Source organism: Candidatus Competibacteraceae bacterium, assembly GCA_016713505.1.
In the GTDB taxonomy this organism is placed as follows: Bacteria; Pseudomonadota; Gammaproteobacteria; order Competibacterales; family Competibacteraceae; genus Competibacter_A.
The window spans coordinates 94330-108186 of the sequence record JADJPA010000002.1; the positions used below are offsets into that span (position 1 = coordinate 94330).

Annotated in this window: 12 protein-coding genes, 1 pseudogene and 1 riboswitch; of the genes and pseudogenes, 9 read left to right on the top strand and 4 right to left on the bottom strand. The window is 44.5% G+C overall.

Annotated elements, in window-relative coordinates; translation table 11 throughout:
• The first annotated feature begins 19 nt into the window (after positions 1 to 19).
• Complete coding sequence (locus tag IPK09_15325) at positions 20 to 1246, top strand: glycosyltransferase family 4 protein (GenBank protein ID MBK7984969.1); 1227 nt, start codon at positions 20 to 22, stop codon at positions 1244 to 1246.
• A gap of 60 nt (positions 1247 to 1306) precedes the next feature.
• Here the strand turns inward: IPK09_15325 and IPK09_15330 are convergent, their stop codons facing one another.
• Positions 1307 to 2443 carry a glycosyltransferase family 4 protein gene (locus tag IPK09_15330; protein ID MBK7984970.1) on the bottom strand — a complete coding sequence of 379 codons (1137 nt, stop codon included), beginning with the start codon at positions 2441 to 2443 and terminating at the stop codon, positions 1307 to 1309.
• Between the two features lie 373 nt (positions 2444 to 2816).
• Between IPK09_15330 and IPK09_15335 the strand changes: the two genes are divergently transcribed.
• Positions 2817 to 3167 carry a hypothetical protein gene (locus IPK09_15335; GenBank protein ID MBK7984971.1) on the top strand — a complete coding sequence of 117 codons (351 nt, stop codon included), beginning with the start codon at positions 2817 to 2819 and terminating at the stop codon, positions 3165 to 3167.
• A 196-nt stretch (positions 3168 to 3363) separates the two neighbouring features.
• Here IPK09_15335 and IPK09_15340 read toward each other — a convergent pair.
• A pseudogene (locus tag IPK09_15340) lies at positions 3364 to 3526 on the bottom strand (IS200/IS605 family transposase).
• A gap of 263 nt (positions 3527 to 3789) precedes the next feature.
• Between IPK09_15340 and IPK09_15345 the strand changes: the two are divergent.
• The 6 genes from IPK09_15345 (at position 3790) to IPK09_15370 (ending at position 8420) form a co-directional block, all read left to right on the top strand.
• Positions 3790 to 5217 carry an O-antigen ligase family protein gene (locus tag IPK09_15345; GenBank protein MBK7984972.1) on the top strand — a complete coding sequence of 476 codons (1428 nt, stop codon included), beginning with the start codon at positions 3790 to 3792 and terminating at the stop codon, positions 5215 to 5217.
• Positions 5218 to 5517: 300 nt separating this feature from the next.
• Positions 5518 to 6306 carry a class I SAM-dependent methyltransferase gene (locus tag IPK09_15350; protein MBK7984973.1) on the top strand — a complete coding sequence of 263 codons (789 nt, stop codon included), beginning with the start codon at positions 5518 to 5520 and terminating at the stop codon, positions 6304 to 6306.
• Positions 6307 to 6420: 114 nt separating this feature from the next.
• The gene (locus IPK09_15355) at positions 6421 to 6603 is read left to right on the top strand and encodes a transposase (protein ID MBK7984974.1); all 183 of its coding nucleotides are present in this window, start codon (positions 6421 to 6423) and stop codon (positions 6601 to 6603) included.
• A gap of 11 nt (positions 6604 to 6614) precedes the next feature.
• Positions 6615 to 7808: a UDP-N-acetylglucosamine 2-epimerase (non-hydrolyzing) gene (wecB, locus tag IPK09_15360; GenBank protein MBK7984975.1), complete on the top strand. Its 1194-nt coding sequence runs from the start codon at positions 6615 to 6617 to the stop codon at positions 7806 to 7808.
• A 305-nt stretch (positions 7809 to 8113) separates the two neighbouring features.
• Complete coding sequence (locus IPK09_15365) at positions 8114 to 8272, top strand: hypothetical protein (GenBank protein MBK7984976.1); 159 nt, start codon at positions 8114 to 8116, stop codon at positions 8270 to 8272.
• A complete protein-coding gene (locus IPK09_15370; GenBank protein MBK7984977.1) occupies positions 8235 to 8420 on the top strand; it encodes a hypothetical protein in 186 nt (61 codons plus the stop codon). Before IPK09_15365 ends, IPK09_15370 begins: the two co-directional genes overlap by 38 nt.
• A 473-nt stretch (positions 8421 to 8893) precedes the next feature.
• Here the strand turns inward: IPK09_15370 and IPK09_15375 are convergent, their stop codons facing one another.
• Both IPK09_15375 and IPK09_15380 read right to left on the bottom strand, forming a co-directional pair.
• Positions 8894 to 10012 (bottom strand): hypothetical protein, encoded by a 1119-nt coding sequence (locus IPK09_15375; protein MBK7984978.1) that lies wholly within the window; start codon positions 10010 to 10012, stop codon positions 8894 to 8896.
• A 129-nt stretch (positions 10013 to 10141) separates the two neighbouring features.
• A complete protein-coding gene (locus IPK09_15380) occupies positions 10142 to 12358 on the bottom strand; it encodes a PKD domain-containing protein (protein ID MBK7984979.1) in 2217 nt (738 codons plus the stop codon).
• A gap of 85 nt (positions 12359 to 12443) precedes the next feature.
• Positions 12444 to 12534: riboswitch (cyclic di-GMP riboswitch) on the bottom strand.
• Positions 12535 to 12833: 299 nt separating this feature from the next.
• On the opposite strand from IPK09_15380, the gene IPK09_15385 reads away from it, so the two are divergent.
• On the top strand, positions 12834 to 13523 hold the full coding sequence (locus IPK09_15385; GenBank protein MBK7984980.1) for an NnrU family protein: 690 nt from the start codon (positions 12834 to 12836) through the stop codon (positions 13521 to 13523).
• Positions 13524 to 13857: the final 334 nt, after the last annotated feature.

A 13857-nucleotide genomic window follows, 5' to 3' on the forward strand; every position in this document is an offset into this window, starting at 1 on the left:
GGACTTATGGAGTTAATAGATGAGAGCAATATATCTTTTTCAGGATGAATATCCTTGGGATATACGAGTTGAAAAAATTGTAAGTAGCATGATTAATGCCGGAATATTAACAACAATAGTCTCTCGAAATAGAAGAGGGCTACCTCGTGAGGAGAGAACCGATTCCGGTATAGCTATCCGCCGCCTACCAAAGGGGTTAACAAGTATAGATAGGAATCTTTTAAACTTTCCTGCTTTTTTTTCGCCAATATGGATAAGAGAACTAGAAAAAGCAGTTATTAAGGATTCGGCTGATATCCTTATTGTAAGAGATCTTCCATTAAGTCCGACGGCATATTATGTGGGGAATAAATATAAAATTCCAGTTATCATTGATATGGCAGAAAATTATCCAGCTATGATTCAAGATACTTGGCAATTTCAGGGACCAAATCCTTTTGATTATCTGATTCGTAACCCTATTTTATTACGAAAATTAGAAAGATGGATCATTCCTAAACTAAATGGTATATGGGTGGTTTCAGAAGCAAGTAGAAGACGTGTTGAAGGGATAACAGGTTGCCGAAATCTGATGTGGGTTGTGGGTAATACTCCGCGTATACAAGAGAGTCAGGCTAGCAAACCACACCCTTTTGCAGACATGCTTAAAACAAAAAATGCACTTCGCCTGTTGTATGTAGGAGGTTTAGAAAAAACAAGAGGACTTCAAACTGTATTGCTTTCTTTGCCTATAGCCATTAAAAAATTAGGAAAAAATATTCATTTATTAATAGTAGGGCATGGGCAAGCTATTAATGATTTAAAAAATTTAGTATCTAACTTGCAGTTAGATGAGCATGTTAGTTTTGCTGGATGGGTTGATCAACAATATGTCCCAGGAATTATTTCTGCCTCTGATATTTGCCTTGTGCCTCACTATGTAACGGAGCATACTAATACAACTATTCCAAACAAAATATATGATTACTTAGCTCAAGGTAAGCCAGTGATAGTCAGCCATGCGCAGGCTTTGCGCGATATAGTAGAAGAACTCGGCTGTGGTCGTTTTTATCATGATCATGATTTTGAAAAATTAGCAGATATTTTAGTAGAATTAAGTAATGAAAATTTGAGAAAGACTCTTGGTAATGCAGGCCGTGCAATGGTATTAGAAAAATATAATTGGCAAGCAGATGAAAAAATTCTTCTTAAATCTCTTGAACAAATGATTGAGTCTTATTCAAAAAATAGAAAAACTTTCGCTTGATTTTTTTCTCTGGGTAGGCCAAGCTCGGATCAAAATACTGTATCAACTTTGGTTAGGTATTTAATTTAAAAGTTTCTGATAAGCGCTAAGATAACGCTGTATCATTTTCTCAAGAGAAAATTGAGTTTGTTGGAGTTGCTGAGCATTCTTAGCAAGCCGACAGCGAAGTTCTGGATCAGAATATAGTCTGCGAATTGATTGAGCGAGCGCTTCAGAATTTCCTGGCGGTATCAATAAAGCCGTTATATCGTTTTGAAGTACTTCGGCAAGTCCACCAACTTGGGATGCAATGATTGGTGCACCGAGCGCCATAGCTTCTAGGAGAGTGTAAGGTAAGCCTTCATGCAGTGAAGGCATCAGGAGCGCATGACAATAAGCTATATAGTTGTAAGCGTTGCGCTGAAATCCTAAAAAATGTATCTTATGAGAAATATTTAACTTTTCGGCTAATATTTTTAACTCCGACTCACAAGGACCCGAACCCACAATCTGTAAATGCAGATCAGCTAAATTGCTAGCAGCCGCAATGGCCTCTATAGCCAGAGAGTGTCCCTTAACGGTTTCCAGACGCCCTACAATAACTAAATTAAACCAATCTTCACGAAATTCGGATGGACGCTGTAGTGAGAGACGATCAATACTGGCAATACCATTGGGAATAGTAATACTTTGTAGCCCATGATATGCGCCACGATAGTGAGTCTGAAGTTCTTCAGTGACGTAACAAACTATTGCATTCGCTTTTCTTGTGGCAAGAATATCTAAAAAACGGTAAAGATAATTATACATTTTCTGTACTGGTCTTCCAACCATAGGTTCCAGCAAGCCATGTTCAGTTTTCAGGATAGAGAAAGAATACCAGTAGCGTGCCAGCAAGCTAAAGACTGTGGCTTTATAGCCATGTACGTGCACGATACGAATCTGTCGTTGCTGTAAAACCTGCGCCATATACCGAGCAGTTGACAAAAAATAAGAGTTATAGCGCGGCAAAATAATTGGTTCAAAACCATGTGATCGAGCTTGAGCAGCTAATTCATGATCATAAAAAAGAAAGAGCAAAGTATCTATTCCATGCCCTCTAAGTCCTTTTAAGAGGCCAATTATATGGCGTTCAACCCCCCCAAATAACTCCCCTACAGAACATATAGCAATACAACGACAATTTAACAGCGGAGCGACCTCGGTTTCAGTGAACATAGAATGCATGGCTTTTTATATATATGACCAATTTTTAGTATAATTAATATAGTTGGTTAAACTGTGGACTGATGTGCCTAGATTTGAATTTGTTGACTAAACAATATTAGCATTCGATTTTGCTCTATTCAAAAATATGTTTATACTGCTCTTTTAAGCGAGAGTTGTAAAGCGTTATGATCAGGTTACATTTCCAGGATTTTCTCTTGATCTTTTCTCTAGGAGGGTAGATACATGGGAATCTGTAGGGGCCCCTTCTGGTGCAAATAGTGGCTCCAGAGATTATTTTTAACCTAGTAGATCGTTGTTTTCAGCTTTTTAGTCATTCTTTTTAAGAGGGTCTTGCCTGATAGCAGCACGCGAGGTGAGTGCGTTGGGCGCGCTGTTTGTGGCATTGACATTTTTCGATACCGGTCAGTTGTTTTGCCTCTCAATAAAGCTGCTTGATTATCCAACGCAGCTTGTTCTGATGGCGAACGACCTGTGCGTCGATGGAGTTTGGGGCACGGTTGGTGATCACCTAGTCAATGTCGCCGTTAGTGGCTATCTAAAGTGGACCCCTCAGTCAAGGCTAAAGGCCGGGCTATTTAAGATAGAAGCCATGCTGGTTAGAAACGGCTCATCACGCTGCATGTTGGAGCGGTTGAACGTTATTGTGATGTCGGCTGGTGTCCGGTTGGCGAGCGACTGGTGCGGATGGTCGGTGTTGTGGAACCGAAAGTAAGCCACCGTCCAGCGTGCGCCTCGCGCAGTTTTTGATACTGCCGAGGATACACCGCCTCATATTTTACCGCTTCCCACCCCCGCTGCACCGCTTGCTCGCGAAACTCTTTCGTGTAGACCCTTCGGAGTAGTCGTCACATGGCTCTCCTCCTTCTCTCAGTCTAAGAATCTTAGCATCCACTTTTTTCAGACTGCCCCCCCTCTACGACCCGCGCCTCCTTGTGCGCCGCCAGCTCATGAAAATCGCTCCCAGGTGTCGACGCATTCCCCGAAAATCTTCCGCTTGTGCCGTTTCGGGATAAACATCACATGATACTTACAATCCCACCGGGTATGACTCAGACTTTGGTACTCTTTAATCATAAATCCTCGTCTCTTGGTCGAGACCTCAGATTCATAATGACCGCCGTAAAGAATTTATATCCATGAAATTTTAAGCTGTGACACTATCAACATCTTGTAACTTGAAGCAAAAGTCCTAAATATCTAGATTATTTGTCTAATTTTTGATAAAATTATAGATTAATCAATGAGATGTTTTTGTGAGGACAGACCATAAGGCAAAATATGAAAATTTTTCAACTTTTCATGGCTTTAGCTAAAATTGAGCCGAGCCAGCGCTGATGAACCAAAATATTTTTTTTAAAGATAACCTTTATAAGGAAACAAATCGGCGCTCAATTTCAACAAACTCATATGTAATGCATGATGGGGTTATTGAAAATAATTGGCCGCGCTATTTTTATGGCAGTCATATTTTATTTATGCTTTTTCTTATCTATATAGTTTATTGGTACTTGCAGGGTAGTTTTCGCTTTCCAATTTTAAGTACGATTCGATTTGAATTTCTGATGGGATTTGTGCTTTCATTATTTGGGGTTCAAACATATTTTAAGAATCCAAATAGAAAAAAATCTGAAATAGGTCTGTGGTTAGTCATGCTTTTTATTAGCATGATTATTATGATATTTTTTTCCTACGTTCCCGAGATATCTTTCAATCTTTTCATTGACCGTGTAATTAAATTTTCGTTGCTTGGTTTTTTTATAGCAGCATTTGTTACTACACCTAAGCGACTTGCGTTATTTATATGTTTTTATCTATTTTCTTTTTTTAAAATGGGCCAAGAGGGGTTATTGGGTCATATAACCGGGTCGCTTGTTTGGGAAAATCAAGGCGTATTAAGGCTTAATGGGCCAACACCAAATTACTCACACCCAAATTCCTTTAGTGGGATGGCGTTAGGTACTTTACCATTTATTTTTTATTTTTTCAGTATAGTTGATCGCTATTTTCGCCTAATACTTCTGGTTCAATTATTGTTTTCCCTTAATATAATCATTTTTACAGGGTCGCGCACTGGCTATGTGGCACTAGTTATTGGACTTCTTTTTTTTATTTTAAAATCAAGCAAGCCTATTAAAACATTTTTTACATTATTAATTGTTTTACTTATAGCCATGCCTTTAATTCCTTCTGGATATATCGAAAGAGCAGAAACTATTTTTACTCAAAAAGATAAGGAGGGAAATTCAACCGGTACTCGTAAAGAGATTTTGAGAGATGCTTGGACAGTGTTTTTAGATAACCCTCTTGGTGTTGGGGTCGGAGCTTTCCCAGCAGTTCGGCAACAACGTTTTGGACGTACCCAGGATACGCATAATTTATATCTGGAAATTGGTACTAATCTAGGAATACAAGGTTTAATAATTTTTTTTGGATTAATATTTGCTTTATTAAGAATACTTTCACGCTTAGTAAAAAATTTAAATACCCAAAGCAAGTTGCTTGAAGGTTTATTACTAGACAAGCCTTCTACTAATATCAGTCTTGGAGACTTACAAAAGCATAAACGAGATCTACAAATTATGCGGGCAACTTGTCAGTCAATTTATCTTTTCGTCATATTGAGGCTTGGCCTGGGTTTATTTGGCATGGATCTATATGAAATTTACTGGTGGTTTGCATGTGGAACAGCGGTTGCTGTTTGGAATATTAATACTGTCGCTCAAAGTCGTACAGTTACACTTGTTCAATTATCAAAAATGTAAGGCAAATATAGCTCAAGTGCCTAAGCAAAAGTTATCTGGTATTTTTGATCCAAATTGACATAAGTGCAGCGCCGCCGTCGCTTGGGTCGAGGCTTGGAAATACGCCCGCTGTTTGGGTATGGTGATAGCGTTGGCGTACGGCGAACTTCCCTCAGGGCCTTCGGCGTAGAGCAAGGCTCAAGTTCCCCAAAAGCCACTAATTCCAGTAGGACACGGCTCCGTGCGTCAATATAATCTTCCGGAACCCGATAGCTATGTAGAGAAGTATCTTTTAGGTAATTCCAAAGACGAGGTAAAATAATGTCAAACAAAAATAACTTAAATAGTGATCTGGTTACTCGCCAAGAATCTGAATCAAATTTTCATGATCGAAAGTATAACCAGCATAACCAAGGCGAGCAATACCCACGCCATTACGCAGTTAATCCAACCTACCCTATTTATCAGAGAATGCTGAATGGGATAGATAATTTATCTAATAAACGCGTGCTCGAATATGGTTGTGGTGAGGGTTGGATTACACGGGATTTGGCACAAAGAGGGGCTTTTGTGAGTGCGTTTGATATTTCTTCTGAAGCTGTATGTCGTACGAGTGAGCTCCTTGCTTTAGAAGGATTGGCAGATCAATGCCACATTTCGCAGATGGGCGCTGAACAATTGGATTATCCTGATCAGTTTTTTGATATTGCTGTTGGCTTTGCAATTATTCATCATTTAGATCTCAATTTGGCAATTCCAGAATTGTATAGAGTTTTAAAACCAGGGGGTATAGCTTACTTTGCTGAGCCTCTAGGAAATAACCCATTAATTAATTTATATAGACGACTAACACCGCAATATCGTACTAAAGATGAAGAGCCTATTGATCTAAAAAAACTTCCTTCTCTATTGGGTCAATTTAAAGACTTTGAGCATAAGGAATTTTATGTTATTGCTTTGTCATCGATAGCATTGGCTTATTTGCCCTTTGGTAAAAAACTTTTCCCAATTATTAATCAGAAACTTATGCAAATAGATGATCGGTTATTGGGCTATTTTCCAAGCCTTGGCGCATTAGCTTGGTATACAATTTTGAAGATTAGAAAATAATTTTTTGTGATTCATCCTTGTAAAGGATCAGCTTATGACGTTACGCCATGCTTTGAGAGATAACTAATGCCGCGGATTGAATAGCTTTTGCTCGGGCGCAAAGAAACCGTTGGCGTGACAGCCAAAGATAATCGTCTCTTTGCTGAAACCGTATTTTATCGCTACCGTGCGGGCATCCTGTGGCGCGATTTGTCGGACGGATTTGGTCATTGGAGCATTGCTCACACACGCTTTAGTCGATTTATGAGGTTGTTTGAATCTTTGAGTTTTAAAAAGATACTGGAGATATTAAATTGAAAAAAAAAGTAATGTGTGTATTTGGAACGCGGCCTGAAGCTATTAAGATGGCGCCTGTAGTTTTAGAATTTATGAAATATCAAGATGATTTTAAATGCATAGTCGTAGTTACTGCTCAGCATCGCCAAATGTTAGATCAAGTTCTAAATCTTTTTGAGATTAAGCCAGATTATGATTTAAATATTATGTCTGACGGTCAAACTTTGAAGACAGTAACTATTTTAATTTTAGAGGGTTTGGAAAAGATTTTTGTACTCGAGAATCCAGATTTGATTCTAGTTCATGGTGATACTACCACAGCATTTGCTGCTTCCTTAGCAGCATTTTATAAGAAAATTCCTATTGGTCATGTAGAAGCTGGGTTAAGGTCATTTGATATGTGGAATCCTTATCCAGAAGAGTTTAATCGACGCATGGTTGATTTGGTTTGCCATTTGCATTTTGCCCCAACAGTGCTGGCTGAGAAAAATTTGCTTCGTGAATCAATTTCATCGAATGGTATTTTTATAACGGGGAACACAGGAATTGACGCTTTAAAGTTAGGTATTCAGAAGATAGAGTCTGGGTATTTTTCTGGGATAGATACATCTTTAATAAGGTTGGCTAAAGAAAAATTTATTTTAATTACAGCGCATCGTAGGGAAAATTTTGGGCAACCACTAATGGATTTCTGCAATGCTATAAAAAAGCTCGCCTTAGAAAGAAGTTCCCTCCATTTTATTTATCCTGTTCATATGAATCCTAATGTTAAAAACCCAGTAAAAAATATTTTATCAGGAATTTTTAATATACATCTCTTGGAACCATTAGATTATCCTAACTTTATTTTTCTAATGAAAAATGCTTTTTTTGTAGTTACAGATTCTGGCGGATTACAGGAGGAAGCACCCGCTTTAGGCAAACCAGTATTGGTTCTACGTAAGGTAACAGAACGGCCAGAAGCGGTAGACGCTGGAACAGTAAAAATTATTGGCACTGAAACTGAAATTGTTTACCAGTGGATGGCCCAACTTTTGGATGATTCAGATCTTTTTATGCAGATGGCAAATGCAGTAAATCCTTATGGAGATGGTAAGGCGGCTCAAAGAACTATAGGTGCTGTGCGTTATTTCTATAGTATGCAAAATTTAAGACCTCCAAGTTTTTCTTATGAGGTTGCCTTAGATAATCCCAGTAAAGTGGACCCCTCAGTCAAGGCTGTCTGATTACCCACAATATTCAACTTACTGTAAGTTATTAACCCGGCAATGAAATAGGCGATTTAAGCACCTACTGGAGCAGGGTGATTGAAATAGGCTATGACTCGCGCAGGGGTGTTGATAAGGAATGGCAAGACGGTGTCGGCTTTTTGCCGCAAGGAATGGGGTGTGGAGGAGCGCGCTGCTAACCGCAAAGGCGTGCGTGATGGATTTTCAGTTTGTCCAGAATCAAAAAGACTTTCTGGGCGTTGTCGGCGATCAACTGGCTCATAAAGTTGATGAAGCAACTCCGCGTTCATGGCCTGTAAGTTATGTCTGGCCGTCGATGCGCGGGTACTCACGAGGTCATCGCCCCTGAACTGGCGGCGGCCTTCGTGGGGGACGCCGGGGTGTTGCCGGATCTGCTGGATCAACTGCCCTTCGAGAAACCGGTTGCATCCGTGGCTGCCGACGGGCCGACGGGCCTATGAAACCCACGCCACGCCTGCCATCACGGCCTTGCTGGAGCTTCAGGCAACCACCTTGATACTGTCCCGCACCGGAGCGGTCGCCTGGCCGCCGCTGGCCGACGGCCAACCGTATCCGCGCACCGCCATCCTAGAGGTGATCGAGCAATAGGGTTGCAAGGCGTGGAAGCAACAGAGCGGCCATCACCAGCATAGCCTGCCTGAAACCGCCATGTTTCGCCTCAAGACGCTTTGGCAGTCATTTGAAAAACCACTGCCTCGACGCCCAAACCACCGAAGCCTACGCTCGTCTTGCCGCCATGAGTATCATGACCCGACTGGGTATGCCAGAAACGTCGCTATCGTGGCTCGCTAAGCACAAAGCATCAGCCTTCATATGCTTACAGCCGATTTATGCAACAAAGCCAGTCTGCTAAGGTAACATGACCAAACCAAACAACCCCCAAGATTTCCGGGCAGTTCACACCCGTTCATCAATCCGACAAAATAAATCCATAATAAAGTCGATAAGGGTCATGGCCACTTCTTCTCTTGCTCAATCGTTCGATCCATTAAGAATATCAAGAACGGCCCTGACCCCTTTACCCTAAAAAACTTGTGAGGAGATTAGATTAATAGCTCATATCATTTTAAGTATAAAACTGGCGGACTAAGTTGATTTTTACTACCACTACTAGTGAGAGTAATAGGATAGCCAACATTGTTAACTGATCCAGTTGAATCTATTACATATATATAAGCAGTTCCGTATGGAAGCGCGCCTTTGTTTAAGGTTGTTGATATTTGAGTTGTTGACCATGAATTGGCTGGCTGTACTTCTCTGATGGTACTTGCATCATATGTTGATGCATTACCTATTTCTACGCGTGCTTGCGTATTATCTAAGTAAAAATCATCAGCATAAATTTTATATTTACGATCACCGGGTGAAGAATCGCAGTAGGCTCCAATGAAAGTGAACTGAGACCAGACCCCACTGATACTTCTTGTCACAACAGGGTCTCGATTAAGTGCTAATTTTCTTGGTTGCCCTGGTTCTGTTATCCAAACTTTATAAATACCATTAGCTACATTTGGAGAGCTTTGTTTTAAATAAAGTTCGAATTTAAACCACTTTCCATAGAAGTTTGGTGTGCCTGGGTCTCCATAGGCTGTATTTGGATCACTATAATTAGTATCTGCGATAGAGGATCTTAAAGAAGAATCGTTTAAATCTCCCCAACCTGAATAAGTGTGTGGCTCATCTTGATTACTTCCATACATAACCCAAGGCTTAGTATTTCTTGATACGCTACCAGCATAATGGTCGTAATACATCCACCACGAGGCAAAGTATTCTGATTGCTGTGATGAAACTGATAACGATTTATTCCATTGATTATCATTCATATCTGATAAAGCATTTGCGACTGACCCAGGGCGTTGATTTGCCGTTGAATAAACAGGAAGGGCAGTCCCACCAGCAGTTGTGCTGTCCCATTTCCATCCTCCAGAACTGAGAAGTGTCATGGTTGGAGCATGTCCAGGAATACTTTGTCCGTTAGTGCCGCTATCGAAGTTGTCGAAAATCAATGGGCGAGCAGTAGCTTTGGATCCGAATCCGCTACCTGATAGTGTAATGCTCTCAGAAGAGACAGATGCCTGTTGAATTGCTGGCGCAGCTACAGCAGAAGTTGCTAAAAAAAATAAGGGCCACACCATGCTCTTTCCAGTGTGGTGTGATGATGCTTTGTAGGTTTTCATAGCTTTATCCTCAAAAAATCTATCAGACTTAATTAAATTTTGTGGGGAGTCCATTCCCCAACATGATAGTAAGTCGACAATTAGTCTCTCTTACCTTTAGGGAAGCCCTTAGAAAGGTAGAGCGCCTAATCAATATCCCGTTCCATATCCAGACAACAGGCCGTTGGTGGAGATGGTACCAGTAACCCAGAGGCTCGGCAATTCACTTAAAGTAACGCTTTGATTAGTTTCGCTAGGTTGTGTGTTGCCGCCTGTGTTGTTAAGGATATTAAGCAGGCCTCCGTTCGGGTTCAAAACTGCGATCCAGTATTTGGTCCCAGCAGCGACCGGGACGACAGGCAGGCGAACCTCATTCCAACCGCTTACTTTAATCCAGGTATCGTCCCAACCTGTGATGAGCTTGCCGGGATGGCCATTATTATCCGTGTAAACCCCTGCAATTAAGCGGGTCGCAGTTGAGGTTTTATCGACGTATATAGTGAGATTGCTGATTGAACCCGTACTCGCGGCCGTAGCCTGAAACGCCGCTGCCATGCCTTTAGAGATAGAGTAACTAGCTGAACCAATGGCCTTTTCACCCAGCAGCACTTTCGCCGGCGAAGAGGTGGCGATAGGGGTTTTCATATCGGTGGCAAGCTCGCTCGCACTCAAGGCACGATTGTAGATACGAACTTCGTCGATGTAGCCCTTGAAAAACTCGCCCCAAGTTGCGCTGCCGCCGATGCGCAGCACGCCGTTGGTGACATCGATTCCACCGGTTTGCGGCTGGCTGGAGACTTGAGCGCCGTTGACATAGAGCTTGAGTGTAGAGCCATCGTAAGTGGCAGCCAAGTGCGTCCACTGGTTGGCGCTTACTGCGGGACCACCATACAGCTTACGCCAGTCTGTGGTGTAGACGGCGGCTTCGGGCTGATTGAGGTCAGAATTAGCGGCCAGATAATATGCGGCTCCAAACCCGGAGGGTTGTTCCTTGTTGACCACGGTCTGCCAACCGGTACCGGTCATGGCGGCGGTCGGATAAACCCACGCCTCCAGCGTCATGCCAGTGGTTAGGTCCAACGTGTTGGAATCATTGACGGTTATCCAGTCATCGATTCCATCAAAGGAAGCAGCTTGACCAAATTTTCCTTTTGCGACGCGAATCGTACCGCGTGTGGTGCCATGATTTCCTTTGCCGGACGCATCCACCATGGTGGCGCCATAGCCTTCTTCGAAATTGTAGGCGGCGACCAGTCCGTTAGAACCCGTGCTCGTAGCGGCGTTGACCGTGATGGTTTGGGTCTTGGTGCTCGGGGTCGTGCCGGTCGGGCCAGTGGCGGTCAGTGTTACAGTATAGGTGCCGGCATTGGCGTAAGTATGTGAGGGGCTCTGCGCGGTGCTGGTGTTGCTTTGACTGGCGGCATCGCCGAAGTTCCACGCATAACTGAGTACGGTGCCGGTGGAGGTATTAGCGAAGGTGGTCGCCAAAGGCGCGACGCCAGTGCTGGGGCTTGCGGTGAAGCTGGCCGCGGGCGCCGTGGCGCTTGCCGAAATGGTCTTGGTGGTCGTGCTGCTGCCGCTTGCGTTAGTGACCGTGAGCTTCACGGTATACGTGCCCGCCGAATTGTAGGTTTTGGCGACACTTTGAGCCGTGCTGGTGGTGCCGTCGCCCAAATCCCAGGAGCGGCTGGCGACCGTGCCAGTCGAGGTGTCTTTCAAGGTGACCAGCAGCGGCGCGGTTCCAGAGATCGGAGTGGCGCTCATGCTGGCGACAGGAGCGGCGGCTACCGGCGTCGTCACCGAAATGGTCTTGGTCGCGGTGGCGCTGCCGCCCGGACCGGTGGCGTTGAGCGTGACCGTATAGGTGCCGGCGGTCGAGTAGGTCTTGGCGGGATTCTGAGCGGTGCTGGTGGTACCGTCGCCAAAGTTCCAGGTGCGGCTGGTAATGTTACCCGTCGAGCCGTCAGTGAAGTTGACCGTCACCGGCGCGGCGCCCGATGTTTTATCCGCTGTGAAGCTCGCGCTCGGGGCTGCAACGGTGAGTGTCTTGGTGACTTCATTGGAAAAAGCACTTTCGACGCCAGCGCTATCGTAGGCCTTCACTGCAAAGTAATACGTGGCGCCATCGCTGAGATTGTCTATGGTTGCCGTGGTCGCGGTACCGGCGTTGGTGTTGACCGAATAGGTTTTGCTGGCGGTGCCGTAGTAAACGCGATAGCCCGCCGCCGGGCCGCTGCTGGGGTCCCAGGTCAGACTGGCTTGACCGGCGAAGACGTTAGTTGTGATCAAAAACAAAGCTAAGCTCAACCCTCCTGGCATGTGCCGGACTGAGTTGAACCGCGTTGGTGCTGAAGTTGTGATAGACATTTATGTAGTTCTCCTAAGTTAATGTGCCACTCGAACGTGGCCATCTCAGGATCGACTACACGATCACAGAAAAGTATTTCGTTCGCTTGGCAACCCTGCGACCATGCTCTATTTGTATAGAAGTTAGGCCAGTGGCTTTGCGTCGCTACCTTTCGGCAGCTTTGCCTTTTTCAAACGGGTATTAATATATACCTATAAAAATTCGCTTGCAATGGCTGGTAGCAATTTTTTTGAGTAATTTGATAATAAATATGACAATGAATAAAAAATTAGGCAATGCGGTCCAAATTGAGCCGGTTGACTTGTTAAAACAATATATCTAGTGCATAGATTCAAATAATTGTTTTAAAAGGTATTTTATAAAATTCGACCGTAATGAAAGCGCCGACGCTTGATTCTTCAGCGCTCGAATTGCACCATCTGGATTCGACGGGTGGGTGAGGTCTGAATCAAGCGCAGATTGGGAGAGTGGGAAATGAATAGCGCGCTGTGGGTCACGGGGCTTGCCGGCGCCGTCTTTGTCATCAGCCATCTCGGCTTATCCAGCGCGGCCGTGCGGGGTCGGTTGGTTGGTCGCTTGGGGGAGAAGGGGTTCTTAGGCGTCTATTCACTGGTCGCCTTTCTGGTGTTGGGGGCGATGATCGCGGCATACCGCCAGTCCTCCCACACGGTTTTTCTTTGGGTGCCTGGCCACGGCTTGCGCCATTTGCCCTTGTTGGTGATGCCGGTGGCGTTGACGTTGCTCGCGGGCGGCTTACTGACGCCGAACCCTTCGGCGGTGGGGATGACCGCAGCGCTCGATCAGGCTGAGCCGGCGCGCGGTGTATTGCGGGTTACCCGGCATCCGCTGATGTGGGGTGTGGCGCTGTGGGCGGCCAGCCATATTTTGGCGAACGGCGATTTGGCAGCGCTGTTGTTCTTCGGCGGCTTTTTATTGACGGCGCTACTGGGTTCGCTGCACCTCGACCGTCGGATGGCTGGCGAACAGGGAGAGCGCTGGCGGCTTTTTGACGCCGCCACCTCTTATCTGCCATTTGGCGCGCTGTTGAGCGGCCGCCAGCGTTGGTCCTGGAGCGAACTGCGCCGACCGGCGCTGTGGGGATTGGGCGCGTTCGTTCTATTGCTTTTATTACATCCGTTTTTGTTTGGTGTCCGGCCTTATTAAAGGCTGGCTAGTCTGGGACACAGAACTGTTTTCAAAGGGAATTTCAGGCAAAAAAAAGCCGCTGGCGAACCAGCGGCAAGCTCACTTGGGAGGATGTCAACCCAAACCACTAGAGGAGAGTGCGCCTGTCCTAACCACCCGGCGCTAGGTGGTGACCGTACGCGCTGCTAGCGATATCGCGCGTGTTTGTCCTGATGATCGGTCCCGATCAAAATTCTTGAGGGCAAGGTTTTTAAACTTTTCTGCCCGACTCGTCGGTTCGCCTGACGATGTGTTGCCGTGCCGCGGCGAACTGACTGACTATGAGTTCTATAGAAGCATTTACCGTGCCAAA